At 50.7% G+C, this 14339-nt stretch carries 12 protein-coding genes, 1 tRNA gene and 1 pseudogene; 7 read left to right on the plus strand and 7 right to left on the minus strand.

The window, feature by feature from the left end:
- Window positions 1-7: 7 nt before the first annotated feature.
- Together C2U43_RS04245 and C2U43_RS04250 are read left to right on the plus strand one after the other, a co-directional pair.
- Window positions 8-1460 (plus strand): annotated as a pseudogene (locus C2U43_RS04245) (VasL domain-containing protein).
- A complete protein-coding gene (locus tag C2U43_RS04250; RefSeq protein WP_047408701.1) occupies window positions 1372-1851 on the plus strand; it encodes an Hcp family type VI secretion system effector in 480 nt (159 codons plus the stop codon). The pseudogene C2U43_RS04245 and the gene C2U43_RS04250 overlap by 89 nt, the downstream one beginning before the upstream one ends.
- Before the next feature lie 228 nt (window positions 1852-2079).
- Here C2U43_RS04250 and C2U43_RS04255 read toward each other — a convergent pair whose 3' ends face one another.
- The 3 genes from C2U43_RS04255 to C2U43_RS04265 all read right to left on the minus strand — a co-directional run bounded on the left by C2U43_RS04255 (window position 2080) and on the right by C2U43_RS04265 (window position 4384).
- Window positions 2080-2862: a hypothetical protein gene (locus C2U43_RS04255; protein WP_103284728.1), complete on the minus strand. Its 783-nt coding sequence runs from the start codon at window positions 2860-2862 to the stop codon at window positions 2080-2082.
- 633 nt (window positions 2863-3495) lie between these two features.
- A tRNA-Phe gene (locus C2U43_RS04260) sits at window positions 3496-3571 on the minus strand.
- 105 nt (window positions 3572-3676) lie between these two features.
- Window positions 3677-4384 (minus strand): DUF554 domain-containing protein, encoded by a 708-nt coding sequence (locus tag C2U43_RS04265; protein WP_048215570.1) that lies wholly within the window; start codon window positions 4382-4384, stop codon window positions 3677-3679.
- A gap of 468 nt (window positions 4385-4852) precedes the next feature.
- Between C2U43_RS04265 and C2U43_RS04270 the strand changes: the two genes are divergently transcribed.
- Window positions 4853-6988 (plus strand): ornithine decarboxylase, encoded by a 2136-nt coding sequence (locus C2U43_RS04270; RefSeq protein ID WP_103284729.1) that lies wholly within the window; start codon window positions 4853-4855, stop codon window positions 6986-6988.
- Between the two features lie 52 nt (window positions 6989-7040).
- Here C2U43_RS04270 and C2U43_RS04275 read toward each other — a convergent pair whose 3' ends face one another.
- From C2U43_RS04275 to mutY, 4 genes are all read right to left on the minus strand, one after another.
- Complete coding sequence (locus tag C2U43_RS04275) at window positions 7041-8297, minus strand: nucleoside permease (protein ID WP_071445575.1); 1257 nt, start codon at window positions 8295-8297, stop codon at window positions 7041-7043.
- A 210-nt stretch (window positions 8298-8507) separates the two neighbouring features.
- Window positions 8508-9593: a membrane-bound lytic murein transglycosylase MltC gene (gene mltC / locus C2U43_RS04280; RefSeq protein ID WP_158654522.1), complete on the minus strand. Its 1086-nt coding sequence runs from the start codon at window positions 9591-9593 to the stop codon at window positions 8508-8510.
- An 86-nt stretch (window positions 9594-9679) separates the two neighbouring features.
- A complete protein-coding gene (locus tag C2U43_RS04285) occupies window positions 9680-9949 on the minus strand; it encodes an oxidative damage protection protein (RefSeq protein WP_003027126.1) in 270 nt (89 codons plus the stop codon).
- Between the two features lie 27 nt (window positions 9950-9976).
- Window positions 9977-11029 carry an A/G-specific adenine glycosylase gene (gene mutY, locus C2U43_RS04290; protein ID WP_032941749.1) on the minus strand — a complete coding sequence of 351 codons (1053 nt, stop codon included), beginning with the start codon at window positions 11027-11029 and terminating at the stop codon, window positions 9977-9979.
- Window positions 11030-11189: 160 nt separating this feature from the next.
- Here mutY and trmB point away from each other — a divergent pair, with 160 nt between their 5' ends.
- The 4 genes from trmB (at window position 11190) to ansB (ending at window position 14240) form a co-directional block, all read left to right on the plus strand.
- Window positions 11190-11909 carry a tRNA (guanosine(46)-N7)-methyltransferase TrmB gene (gene trmB / locus C2U43_RS04295; protein ID WP_003825406.1) on the plus strand — a complete coding sequence of 240 codons (720 nt, stop codon included), beginning with the start codon at window positions 11190-11192 and terminating at the stop codon, window positions 11907-11909.
- Window positions 11909-12235 (plus strand): YggL family protein, encoded by a 327-nt coding sequence (locus C2U43_RS04300; protein ID WP_003027115.1) that lies wholly within the window; start codon window positions 11909-11911, stop codon window positions 12233-12235. Before trmB ends, C2U43_RS04300 begins: the two co-directional genes overlap by 1 nt.
- A 49-nt stretch (window positions 12236-12284) precedes the next feature.
- On the plus strand, window positions 12285-13004 hold the full coding sequence (locus C2U43_RS04305) for a DUF2884 domain-containing protein (protein WP_003825409.1): 720 nt from the start codon (window positions 12285-12287) through the stop codon (window positions 13002-13004).
- A gap of 189 nt (window positions 13005-13193) precedes the next feature.
- On the plus strand, window positions 13194-14240 hold the full coding sequence (ansB, locus tag C2U43_RS04310; protein ID WP_003027108.1) for an L-asparaginase 2: 1047 nt from the start codon (window positions 13194-13196) through the stop codon (window positions 14238-14240).
- The last annotated feature ends 99 nt before the right edge of the window (window positions 14241-14339 follow it).

Genomic DNA, 14339 nt, shown 5'->3' on the forward strand with positions numbered 1-14339 from the left:
GACCGGGATGAGCAACGACGCACTCATACAAACTATCGTCACTGGCAGTGATCCGCGTAATCTGCCGGAGTTCATCGCTATTCGCGAGGAAATCAACAAGGCTAGCCACCCGTCTCAGCCGGAAATGAACTGGAGGCTGGTGGAATCGCTGGCGCTGACAATTTTTAAGGCTAATGGCGTGGATTTGCACACGGTCACTTACTACACCCTGGCGCGTACCCGCACGCAGGGGTTGGTCGGTTTTTGTGAAGGAGCCGAACTGCTGGCGGCAATGATTACCTATGAATGGGACAAATTCTGGCCGCAGGGTGGATCTGCTCGTACTGATATGCTGGACTGGCTTAACACCCGTAGCGGAAATATCCTGCGCCAGCAGACCTCCTTTGCGGAAAGCGACCTGCCTCTGCTGTACCGTACCGAACGGGCCTTACAGCTTATCTGTGACAAACTCCAGCAGGTGGAGCTTAAACACCCGCCGCGTGTGGAGAATCTGCTTTATTTTATACAGAACACGCGCAAACGGCTGGAGCCGCAACCCCGGAATAATACAGATGCTGTCCCACAGGCCACCGTCAGAACGCTGGTCTATGCCCCGGAAAGTAATGCGCCCATGGTTACTGAGACACTCTCTTCTCTCCCCGAATTGCCGGAGATGAGGGTGGAAGTCCGTGGTCTGGCGGATAATGGGTGTATTGCCGATCAGGGCAGTCCGGTGAAAGGTTTTATGGCCGGTATCGCCGCTACTGCGGTTATCGCCGCAGTACTCTGGTGGTGGCAGGTGTACCCGATGCAACAGCAACTGGCACAGGTCAGGGATACGGCACAGGGCGCGGCAACGGTCTGGCTGACATCACCGGACCTGGACAGTTACGGACAACAGTTGCAACTGCTTCCTGATACGTCGCCATTACAACTGCTGGAGACCGGGATGCAGATGATGCGCACAGCGGACACTCGCTGGCCGGAAAGCCTGCAACAACAACAGGCCTCTGCTCAGTGGAGTGAAACCCTGAAAACTCGAGCACAGAACAGTCCACAGCTACGGGGCTGGTTACAGACTCGCCAGGATTTACACGCCTTTGCTGACCTTGTGATGCAGAGCGAGAAAGAAGGACTGACACTTTCTTATATAAAAAATGTCATCTGGCAGGCCGAGCGTAGGCTGGGGCAGGAGACACCGCTGGAATCATTACTGACGCAGTACCATGACGCTCGGACACAGGGTCAGAACACGCAGGCGCTGGAAAAACAGATTAATGAGCGACTGGACGGCGTGTTAAGCCGCTGGATGCTGCTGAAAAACGGCGAAATGCCGGAAGCGACAACTGAAATCAAATCCGGAAAATAACGACGAAATAAAAGGAGTTTACTATGGCAAATCCGGTTTATATGACATTGAACGGCGACCTTCAGGGGCTGATCTCCGCAGGCTGTTCTTCCATGGCCTCCATTGGCAATAAAGCGCAGATTACGCATACGGATCAGATTATGGTGCTGGGTTTGTCCCACGCACTGACTCGCGCACAGAATGTGAATCATCAGACGCTGGTGATCCAGAAGCCGGTGGATAAATCCTCCCCGTTACTGACTAAAGCCATCAGTGAGAATGAGTGTCTGACCTGCGATTTTGAGTATTATCGTACCAACCGCTTTGGCATTAATGAACTGTATTACAAAGTGAAGCTGATTAATGCCCGTATCGCCAGCATCAAGCATGTTGTGCCGCACACCATTAATAACAGCCAGGGGCAACCGGAAGAATCATTGTCACTGAGCTATGAAAGTATTACCCAGGAGCACTGTATTGCTGGAACCAGCGCCTATAGCTTGTGGGAGGAGCGGCTTTTCTGAGGAATATACATTGTGAAGAGTATTTATTTCGATCCAATCATCATTGCAGCTCTTGTCTGCAAAAATATCTGGGGTCTATAGCAAAAGTCGAAGTTGTCTGGTTAATCCCCGCATAGATATTCTACGCGGTCAATGGCATTATCTGTCAGCAAAAAAGGTGAGCCGTACACCCTGAAATTTTCATATCGATGGCTACCGCCGCAAATTATCGGCGGTAGCCAGGACGGATTACTGGTAACGGTTCACCAGGTCTTTAACCATTGAGGCATAGGCTTTTTGCTTAAGCTGCGAAAATTGCTTTTCAGCAGTTGCTTCTGCGGCATTTTTTTTCCCTGGCAGTGGTAGCAGCATTTTATCTTCATAATTGACCGGCGACCAGGTAGCCCATTCACCTGTTGCCACGTCCACTAGAGTGAAACGCACCAGATAACGTAGTGATGTATTGTCGGTTAGTTTTTCATTTTTATAATCTGACCAGACCATGTTTTTTGTCGCAGCGTCATATTTGCCTGACTGCAATGTATCCTGATAAACGATGATTGCTTTCTGATGACCTTTCGCGGCGACATAACGCAGAGCCTGCATCCAGTTCATGTTTTCTACAACAGCAATATCCTGGCTCTCGTCTTTATTTTTATCTTTATTACAAGTCACGGTCTTTTGCCTGTCCGGGATACCGGAGAAGGTTGCGACGGTATAATATCGACTCATTTCCTGCTGCATGATGGCTTCCGGTGCTCGGCTACCGGACTGTACCAGAATAACAGGGGAATTCAGAGGTACGCGAAATACATTCCCTTCCAGCGCAGCCTGGATCTCCTCTTCGGACACCGCCAGCGTAGTTTCATTGCCGAAAATATCCTTGTCCGTCAGTTGCTGTGCTGAAGCAGTCTTACTTACACCGTTCTCTGTCCGTGCCCCTGCTTTCTTTGCATCAATAGGAGAGTGTGGCGCGCAGCCAGCTAGCAGAAATACTGCTGTACATAAAAATACTGCTGACCTGGAATTCATATTTGCATCCTCAATGGCGTCAGGTGTTTCCTGCAATTATTTATCTGAAAACTCAAACTGAATTATACACATGAAATAAAGACCTAAAAAGAGAATTGCTGTTTATTAAAACATTCGGTTAAATAATAATTGATGGTTTTGTATGTATTATTTAAATATATGCAATCCTATTGCAGAGTACAGTTTATCCGTGTGGGGCTGGCTGGCAGTATTATTGGGAGAATTATAACAGTACGAAGAGTTTTTAGGGGGATGCAATATTCGGGAGTAAAACTATATTATTGCCTTAACACTAATATTGGTTTGTTCTCCTGAATGAATTTAAGCCGGGAATAAATGATGAAAATTCTGGAATATACAACATCAGAGTAAGACAAGAAGCGTCTCCTTCGGATCAGATTTTAAGATTTCGGGTATACAAGTGGGGTGGCGGTGTGTCTCAACGTCCTGGATTCGCCCATGCTCTTGAGTGTTGCCGAGAAAGGTAGATGCCAGCAGCTTACGCGCGACTTCTGCCAATCTAATTTGTGTATGAGAGTAGACGAATTGGAGGTGAGCAGTTGGCGAAGTTCGATGAAGAGTCCGCTTCGCCAAAAGCAAAAAACCAGCCCTAAGGCTGGTTTTTCTAAATTTTGGTGCCCGGACTCGGAATCGAACCAAGGACACGGGGATTTTCAATCCCCTGCTCTACCGACTGAGCTATCCGGGCAACGAGGCGCATTAAAACCGATTCGCTTCGTTTCGTCAACGAAATTTCTTCAAATCAACGCAGACTGCACAATCTATCACCACATTGTTGCTATTGCACGCATTCTCAGGCAAAAAATGCCGTCCACGCGGCAGAAAGCGGCATTGCCAGCAGAAGGGCAGGAAGCATATTCACAACCGCAAACATTTTGATTCCACAAATACGTAAACCGGTTGCCAACAACAGTAGCCCACCTACGGCGCTGAAATCGGCCATCATGGCTGGCGTCGTTAGGGGCAAAATCATTGCCGCGCAGGTGGCAAGCGTTAGCTGGATTGCCAGCATTGGTACACAAATTGCCGATACCGCGATACCTAATGAACAGGCAAAAATGATGGCCGTGAAGAAATCAAGAAACGACTTGGCGATTAAAATATTAGGATCGCCGGTCATCCCTTCATGTATCGCCCCGAAGATCCCGGTACCACTGGCGCAAAATAGCACGATGATGGCCACATAGCTCTGGATGAAGGATTCGTGCGTGGTGTTGGCATCCGACCGGGTGAAAAGCTGCTGCGCTTTGGCAACCGCGGTATTGATCCCTTTTTCCAGATAACAGAACTCACCAATTAATGCACCGACCAACGTAGCCAGGACCATCACCGGTAGGTTAGCGCATTTGATAACCAGCAAAATACCAATTCCCAAAGAGCACAATCCGAATATGGAGGTCATGGAGGCACGAATGCGTTCCGGTAAATGCTGGCTGAGTAGTGCGCCGAGAACACCACCAAATAAAATGGCGCCAGCATTAATAAAGGGTCCAATTACCACGTTTGCTCCTGCATACCCATTATCGTCTTGATGCTAAAGGCAATTCTCTGGGTAAAATATGTTTTCAGATTGCATTATTATGCCGCGATTGACAGGCGGATTGCTTGTTTATCTGTGAGGTTCAGGCTCCGGATTTTATCTTGCGCCTGAAAGTGAAAGGTGCCATGATTGCGCGAATTTTCTCCTGTCTGAATGGGGCTGCCTGGGATGATATTACTCCCCCTACATCGCCTTCAACATCGCCTTTTTGCGCGACGTTTGCCCCTTCCTGCGACTTATCTTTACGCTCCCACCATGCGGTGAGGGCAGCGCACGCTCACTGCAGGATAACAGTAAAATCAGAGGCTATCTGCTTTTACTGATGTCTGGCGGTCGGGGCTGGTAACCAGTTTGACCTGTCATTTCGTGGGCAAAGCAATATGGCTTTGTCCGGGACTTTTGATTTTCCCGAAACGGGTTATTGCGCTTATGAAATCAATGAAAATTGCCGCCAGTGGAGAACTGGTTTCTCGTCTGTCCAGCCATCGTCAGGTGGTGTCGCTGGACAGTACTGATTTTACTGACGTTGCGGCAGTCGTCATTACCGTTGCGGATAGCCGCAGCGGGATCCTTGCTTTGCTGAAACGCACCGGTTTTCATATACCCGTGTTTCTGTTCGCAGAGTCGGATGTTGATCTGCCGGCGGGCGTGAATGCGGTCATTCGCGGTCAGGCGCAGGACTGGCTGGAGCTGGAGTCTGCTGCCTGTCAGTATGAAGAAAATTTGCTGCCGCCGTTCTATGACACATTGACTCAGTATGTCGAGATGGGGAACAGCACATTTGCCTGCCCAGGACATCAACACGGTGAGTTCTTTAAAAAGCATCCCGCGGGGCGCCATTTCTACGAGTTCTTTGGCGAGAATCTGTTTCGCGCGGATATGTGCAACGCCGACGTTAAGCTTGGCGATCTGCTGATTCATGAAGGCTCGGCGAAACATGCGCAGAAATTTGCCGCGAAAGTTTTCCACGCGGATAAAACCTACTTTGTGCTGAACGGGACCTCTGCGGCCAATAAAGTAGTAACCAATGCGCTGCTGACGCGCGGCGATCTGGTGCTGTTTGACCGTAATAACCATAAGTCGAACCACCACGGTGCGCTGATCCAGGCGGGTGCGACGCCGGTGTATCTGGAAGCGGCGCGTAATCCGTTTGGCTTTATTGGCGGTATTGACGAGCACTGTTTTGATGAGGAGTATCTGCGCCAGCAACTTCGCGAGGTTGCGCCGCAAAAGGCCGATCAACCGCGCCCGTTCCGTCTGGCGATCATTCAGCTCGGCACCTATGACGGTACGATCTACAATGCCCGGCAGGTGATCGACAAGATCGGTCATCTGTGTGATTACATCCTGTTTGACTCCGCATGGGTCGGCTACGAACAATTTATTCCGATGATGGCCGATGGGTCACCGCTGCTGTTGGATCTCGATGCTAACGATCCGGGGATCTTTGTCACCCAGTCGGTACACAAACAGCAGGCCGGATTCTCGCAAACCTCGCAGATCCACAAAAAGGATAACCATATTCGCGGTCAGGCGCGGTTCTGCCCGCATAAGCGTCTGAATAATGCATTTATGCTGCATGCTTCTACCAGTCCGTTTTACCCGCTGTTTGCGGCGCTGGACATTAACGCCAAAATCCATGAAGGCGAGAGCGGTCGTCGGCTGTGGGCGGAGTGTGTGACGCTGGGCATTGAGGCCCGTAAAGCGATTCTTACCCGCTGCAAGATGATTCAGCCGTTTATTCCCCCGGTAGTTGATGGCAAACCGTGGGAAAGCTATCCGACGCAGGTGATTGCCAGCGAGCGCCGCTTCTTTAGCTTTGAACCGGGTGCTAAATGGCATGGTTTTTCCGGCTACGCGCGTGACCAGTATTTCGTTGACCCTTGCAAACTGCTGTTAACCACTCCGGGCATTGACGCACAAACCGGGCAATATACCGAGTTTGGTATTCCGGCGACGATTCTGGCGCATTACCTGCGTGAAAACGGCATCGTACCGGAGAAATGCGACCTTAACTCGATTCTGTTCCTGCTGACCCCGGCAGAAAGCGCTGAGAAACTGGCGCAACTGGTGGCGATGCTGGCGCAGTTTGAGCAGCATATTGAAGACGATACGCCGCTGGCAGATGTGCTGCCAACCATCTTCAATAAGTATCCGGTACGCTATCGGGATTACACCCTGCGTGAACTGTGCCAGGAGATGCACTCACTGTATGTCAGCTTTGATGTGAAAGATCTGCAAAAAGCGATGTTCCGTCAGGAAAGTTTACCTGCCGTGGCGATGAACCCACAGGATGCGAACAGCGCTTTTATCCGTGGTGATGTTGAACTGGTGCGGATTAGTGAAGCAGCTGGCCGCATTGCGGCGGAAGGTGCGCTGCCTTATCCTCCGGGCGTGCTGTGCGTGGTACCGGGCGAAGTATGGGGTGGGGCGGTACAGCAATATTTCCTGGCGCTGGAAGAGGGCGTAAACCTGCTGCCAGGCTTCTCGCCGGAGCTGCAAGGTGTTTACAGTGAAACGGATGCAGACGGTATTAAGCGTCTGTATGGATATGTTGTGAAGTAAGCGCAAAAAAAGCGGGTTACCTTTTGGCAACCCGCTTTTCTCTGCGTAAACGTTAGTGCGCGATAGTCTGGGTGCCTGCTGGAACGCGTACGTGTTTGTATTTAAACAGCGCAACGAAGGCAAAAGCCAGAACCAGCGAGTAACCTGCGAAGATCAACCACACGGTCTGCCAGTCGGTAATACCGTTCAGCGTATAGTGTTCAACGACTTTACCGCTCACCAGTCCGCCCAGAATACAACCGAAGCCGTTGGTCATCATCAGGAACATACCCTGTGCGCTGGCGCGGATTTCAGGGCGTACTTCTTTCTCCACGAACACAGAACCAGAGATGTTGAAGAAGTCGAAGGCGCAGCCGTAAACAATCATCGACAGAACCAGCAGCACGGTACCGAATGGCGTTGGATCGCCGTATGCAAACAGGCCGAAGCGCAGCATCCACGCCACAATACTGATAAGCATCACGTTCTTAATACCGTAACGGCTTAAGAAGAACGGGATGGTCAGGATAAACAGCGTCTCGGAAATCTGTGAAATCGACATCATCACCGATGCGTGTTCCACGATAAAGCTACCGGAGAACAGTGGGTTGTTATCGAAGCTGTGCAGGAAGGTGTTACCAAACATATTGGTAATCTGCAGCTCTGCGCCCAGCATCATTGAGAAGATGAAGAAAATCGCCATACGCTTGTTTTTAAACAGCGCGAAAGCATCCAGACCGAGCATTGATGTCCAGCTCTGGTTTTTCTGCTGATTGGCAACCGGAATATGCGGCAGCGTCAGGGTGAACAGTACCAGTACCAGGGACAATGTCGCACCGATATACAGCTGCATATGGCTCAGTTCAAAGCCGGAGAAGCTCACTGCCCACATCGCCAGAATAAAGCCGATGGTGCCCCAGATACGAATTGGCGGGAAGTCGGTAACGATATCCATCCCGGCAGATTGCAGGCGATAGTAGGAGATGGTGTTGATTAGCCCCAGTGTTGGCATATAGGCCAGGGAGTTAAGCAAGATCACAAAGAACATGGCCCCTGGCGTGGTGACTTCGGCTGCGGCAAACAGCGTTCCTGCACCGACCAGGTGGCAAAGGGCGTAAACCCACTTCGCACTGATCCATTTATCGGCCACGATCCCTAACAGCGTTGGCATAAGCACGGCGGCGATCCCCAGCGAGCTATACACCGCGCCAATGGATGCACCATCGAATTTAAGGGTGACAAACATATAGGAGCCGAGGGTAGTGAGCCAACTACCCCATAAGCAGAACTGCAGAAACGAGAGAACTTTCAGCTGCAGCTTAAGATTCATGTTAATTTCCTCACACCGTAATGCGGATGAATGTTTTAAAAGGCACATTTGCCGTGGCTATATGATGTGATTCTATCAATGAGAGGCACTCTTTTTTTGTTACCTGTGACAAATATTTGCAAACAATTTCTGATTGCAAAGCAAAAGAGTGATGGAGTTAACATTTTTGGTGCTTCAGGCCCCCGTTTTAGGGGGCTGAAGAGGAATACATTAGCGGCGTCGATAGGATTTTTGTGCGGAATTGACCTTGTAAAGGTATCGGCGTGATTCAGCAGAGGGATGTCGGGTGGTCAGCGTTTGATAAACGTCACCAGGAGACATGCTGTTAATGATATTCGCGGCCTGAATTTTATCGTTCGAGAACACGCGTAGCACGCTGCCCGCGCCGCCGTTATACGCGGTGATTACCGCATAGCGACGTGAGGTCGGATTATCGATACCGCCCAAATAGACATTGTTGAGCATTGCCAGATAGGCCGTACCGGTATCAATGTTGCTGGCCGGGTCAAACAAGAAGCTACGGCTTGGTGTGCCTGAGCGCCCTTGCGAGCGGAACACATCTTTCCCGGCGCTGTGCTGTACCACCTGCATCAGTCCCAGCGCATCGGCATGGCTCACCGCATACGGGTTAAACGAAGATTCGGTTTGCATGATAGCCAGAATCAGCGACTCGTCGACGCCATACTTACGTGAAGCCTGACGCACCATGCCAACGTATTTATGCGCGCGCTTATCAAGGTGGTTCGGCACCAGATTGATCGTCACGCTATAGATGATACGCAGGCCATTGCTGCGGCTTTTAAGTCGTGTTTGCAGCAGGTAGTTGGCAAAGTTGGTGGCACGCCCCTCCCAACGAATGGGCTGGCCGGTATTATCAACCACCTGTCCGTACAGGAATGGCTCTTTGGAAATCTTAATGTCGTCGACATCGGAATAGAGGTCGATAGATCCCGGATCATCGCCCATCAGCAATGTCTTAATAATCGCCCGACGCAGGTGTCCGGCGGGATCTGTCCCGGCAATGGTCTCGACGGATATCGTACCGTCATCAAAGTTGATGTGGCTGCGGGTTTGATACTGATCGGTATACTTTACGTAGTCCTTCGGACCCGCAATCAGCACTTCCTTAAATCCCCACAAATTCTCAATATTATGGGCAAATTGCCCCATCAGAATATCAAAACCGTTGGTATCCTTGACCCAGGCTTCGTTATAGGAATCGCCTTTTTTGGTCGAACTGGAACAGGAGATGAGCAACGGCGCAATAACGGCAAGCGCGAGAAATTTTTTCATCATTCCGGGAGTGCGTGTTGTGTTTGTTGTTTGCAAGGACCAGATTAAAACGTAGGCCGGATAAGCGCAGCGCCATCCGGCAACGGTTCTTATGATTCTGGCGTATAGCCTTCAATATGCACATCCTTACCTTCAAACAGGAAGTTAATCATCTCCTGTTCCAGTAACTTACGGTGTTCGACGTTCATCATATTGAGTTTTTTCTCGTTAATCAGCATGGTCTGTTTATGCTGCCATTGCGCCCATGCTTCTTTAGAAATCTCGTTATAAATGCGTTTTCCCAGATCGCCCGGGTACAGCTGAAAATCCTGGCCTTCTGCTTCGCGTTGCAGGAAAGTGCAAAAAATCGTTCTGCTCATAAAAAGTCCTCTCTATCGTCCGGTACGTTAAACGTGTGTACCGGCACGTAATTGCTGTAACAAACGCTCCACGGGAGCCGCCAGTCCGACCGACGGCGGTTGCGCTAAGTTATACCAGAGCGCGTTGCCTTCATCCATGCATGAGGTGAATGAAGACACGGGAAGCCACATAGGCACAATATCTAAGTGGAAATGGCTAAAGGTATGGCGAAACGCATTAAGTTGGGTCAGATTATCTGCGTTAATTTGTCGTTGCGCCAGCCAGTTGCGAAGTCCATCTTCGTCGTCAAACTGCGGAAAACAGTATAAACCACCCCACAAGCCGCTGGGCGGTCGCTGTGAGAGCAGCACTTCGTCATCATGCTGCATCAGTAAAAAATAGCCCGTTCGTTCCGGTAACGTCTGTTTGGGCTTTTTACCGGGATACAGCGCCCAACTTGCATTGGCGCTCGCCACACAGCCATTTTCCAACGGACACAGGGAACATTTAGGTTTTGAGCGCGTACAGACCATGGCGCCTAAATCCATCATCGCCTGATTAAAACGCTCAACACCCTGGGCTGGCGTAACTTGCTCGCTCAGCTCCCACAGCTTCTTTTCGACCTCTTTTTTACCCGGCCAGCCGCTTACAGCATAACAGCGAGCCAGCACGCGTTTGACGTTACCGTCGAGAATCGGAAAATGCTGACCCAGAGAGAGAGAAAGGATCGCGCCTGCGGTTGAACGTCCGACGCCAGGTAGGGCGGCTACTTCATCAAAGGTTTGCGGAAATATACCGCTATGCAGCGTCACAACCTGCTGCGCGGCTTTATGCAGATTTCGCGCACGGGCGTAATAACCCAGCCCGGTCCACAAATGCAGAACTTCATCCAGCGGCGCATGGGCTAAATCCGTTACCGTTGGGAAGCGCGCCATAAAGCGCTCAAAATAAGGGATAACGGTCGCAACCTGAGTTTGTTGCAGCATTACCTCAGAGAGCCATACTTTGTAAGGCGTCTTGTCAATTTGCCAGGGCAGCGTTTTCCGCCCGTATTTGTCGTACCAGCTCAAAACCTGAGCCGAAAATTGAGACGCTTGCATGATTACCGTTTCATTATTGCCGGGGGCAAGATTGCAGCACAGCGGCAACGGGGTGTAAACCGGAACTTTCCGCTGCTCACTTTCTTCCTTTACTTGCATCCGGCAACTAACTTTGGATAATGCCCGTTTTCAGAACTCAAACACAGCAGACTAAACTTTTATGAAGAACGACGTCATTTCACCGGAATTTGATGAAAACGGCCGCCCTCTGCGCCGGATTCGTAGTTTTGTTCGTCGCCAGGGGCGACTGACGAAAGGGCAGGAACACGCGCTGGAAAACTACTGGCCGGTGATGGGCGTTGAGTTCAGCGAAGAGCCTGTAGATTTCGCAGAACTGTTTGGCCGTGACGCGCCAGTCACGCTGGAAATCGGTTTTGGTATGGGAGCGTCGCTGGTTGCAATGGCGAAAGCGCGTCCGGAACAGAATTTCCTCGGCATTGAGGTTCACTCACCTGGCGTTGGTGCGTGTCTGGCTTCAGCCCATGAAGAGGGTGTCGAGAACCTGCGCGTCATGTGCCACGATGCCGTTGAAGTCCTGCATAAAATGATTCCTGACAATTCTTTATCTATGGTTCAGCTGTTTTTCCCTGACCCGTGGCATAAAGCACGTCATAATAAACGCCGTATCGTTCAGGTACCGTTTGCTGAGCATATCTTAAGTAAGCTGAAGCTGGGCGGCGTGTTCCATATGGCGACCGACTGGGAAGCGTATGCGGAGCACATGCTTGAAGTGATGTCCTCGATTGACGGGTATAAAAACCAGTCAGAGAGTAACGATTATGTACCGCGCCCGGAATCGCGCCCGGTAACCAAATTTGAACAACGTGGTCATCGTCTTGGCCACGGCGTATGGGACTTAATGTTCGAGAGGGTGAAATAATGGCAAAGAACCGTAGCCGTCGTCTGCGTAAAAAGATGCACATCGAAGAATTCCAGGAAGTAGGATTTTCGGTTGCATGGCGTTTCCCGGAAGGTACATCTGGAGAGCAGGTCGATCAAATCGTTGATGACTTTATCAATGAAGTTATCGAACCGAACAAGCTGGCTTTTGACGGCAGCGGCTATCTGGCCTGGGAAGGTCTGATCTGTCTGCAGGAAATCGGCAAATGCACCGAAGAACACCAGGCAATCGTGCGTAAGTGGCTGGAAGAGCACAAACTCGAAGAAGTGCGTACCAGCGAACTTTTCGATATTTGGTGGGACTAAGTAGCACAGGGTCGGCAAATGCCGGCCCGATTTGTATTGAGGGAAAGATATGATGCGCAAAACGCTGCTGGCGGCAGTCCTAACGTTCACGGCGATGGCCGCACATGCAGATTACCAGTGCAGCGTCACCCCGCGTGACGATGTGATTTTGAGCCCACAAACGGTGCAGGTGAAGGGCGAGAATGGCGACCTGGTTATTACCCAGGCTGGTGATGTCACCTTCAACGGTAAACAGTACAACCTGAACGCCGCACAGCGTGAGCAGGCCAAAGATTATCAGGCGGCGTTGCGTAGCAGCCTGCCGTGGATCGACGAAGGTGCCAGAGCGCGCGTAGAGAAAGGTCGCGTGGCGCTGGACAAAATCATCGCCAAAGAGGTCGGTGAAAGCAGCAACATGCGTGGCCGCTTAACCAAGCTGGATGCGCAATTGAAAGAGCAGATGAACCGCATCATCGAGCATCGAACTGATGGCCTGACTTTCCATTATAAGGCGATTGATCAGGTCCGCGCGGACGGACAACAGCTGGTTAATCAGGCGATGGGCGGCATTTTGCAGGACAGCATCAACGAAATGGGGGCGAAAGCCGTACTCAAAGGCGGTGGTAATCCACTGCAGGGCGTACTCGGAAGCCTCGGTGGCTTGCAGACCTCAATTCAGAACGAATGGAAGAATCAGGAACAAGACTTCCAGCAGTTTGGCAAAGATGTCTGTTCCCGCGTTGTGACGCTGGAAAACGATCGTAAAACGCTGGTTAGCACTCTGAAATAATCTTCACCTCTTATTAACGGCACAGAAACATTCTGTGCCGTTTTATTTTGTATATTTCTGTTTTTTTTAATATCCATCTCTAAGAACGGCAATTTGGTGGAGATATAAATCTGGTTAATTGGAACTCGTCACATTATTCATCTGTAGGATAGACATAATGCTGCAAATTCAAGTAACTGGAGAAATAACATGGAGTTTTTCAAGAAAACGGCACTTGCCGCACTGGTTATGGGTTTCAGCGGCGCGGCGCTTGCACTGCCAAACATCACCATTTTAGCGACCGGTGGGACGATTGCCGGCGGCGGTGATTCCGCGACAAAATCTAACTACACGGCAGGCAAGGTTGGCGTAGAAAATCTGGTTGAGGCCGTACCTCAATTGAAAGATATCGCTGTCGTTAAAGGTGAGCAGGTGGTGAATATCGGCTCCCAGGATATGAATGACGAAGTCTGGTTAACGCTGGCGAAAAAGATTAATACCGAGTGTGATAAAACCGACGGCTTCGTGGTAACACATGGTACGGATACCATGGAAGAAACCGCCTATTTCCTCGACCTGACCGTCAAGTGCAACAAGCCGGTGGTGCTGGTCGGTGCAATGCGTCCGTCTACGGGTATGAGCGCTGATGGCCCGTTCAACTTGTATAACGCGGTAGTAACTGCCGCAGACAAAGCCTCTGCCAACCGCGGAGTGCTGGTGGTGATGAACGACACCGTTATGGATGGTCGTGACGTGACTAAAACCAACACTACCGACGTCGCTACCTTCAAATCCGTTAACTACGGCCCGTTGGGTTACATCCATAACGGTAAAATCGACTACCAGCGTACGCCTGCGCGTAAGCACACCACGTCTACTCCGTTCGATGTGTCTAAGCTGACCGAGCTGCCGAAGGTTGGGATTGTTTATAACTACGCTAATGCCTCCGATCTGCCGGCAAAAGCGCTGGTGGATGCGGGTTACGCCGGGATCGTCAGTGCGGGTGTAGGTAACGGTAACCTGTATAAAACCATTTTCGATACGCTGGCAACCGCCGCGCATAAAGGTACCGTTGTAGTGCGTTCATCCCGTGTACCAACGGGCGCCACTACACAGGATGCAGAAGTTGATGATGCAAAATACGGATTTGTGGCTTCAGGTTCCCTGAACCCGCAAAAAGCACGTGTTCTGCTGCAGCTTGCGCTGACTCAAACCAAGGATCCTAAGCAGATCCAGGAAATGTTTAATCAGTATTAATCGATGAAGGTGGCTGCGCTTACCGCCCTAACCCTGTAGGCCGGATTAGACGCAGCCGCCATCCGGCAATTTTCCTGATGGCGCTACGCTTATCAGGCC

This window comes from Citrobacter freundii complex sp. CFNIH9, assembly GCF_002903305.1.
Taxonomy (GTDB): domain Bacteria; phylum Pseudomonadota; class Gammaproteobacteria; order Enterobacterales; family Enterobacteriaceae; genus Citrobacter; species Citrobacter portucalensis.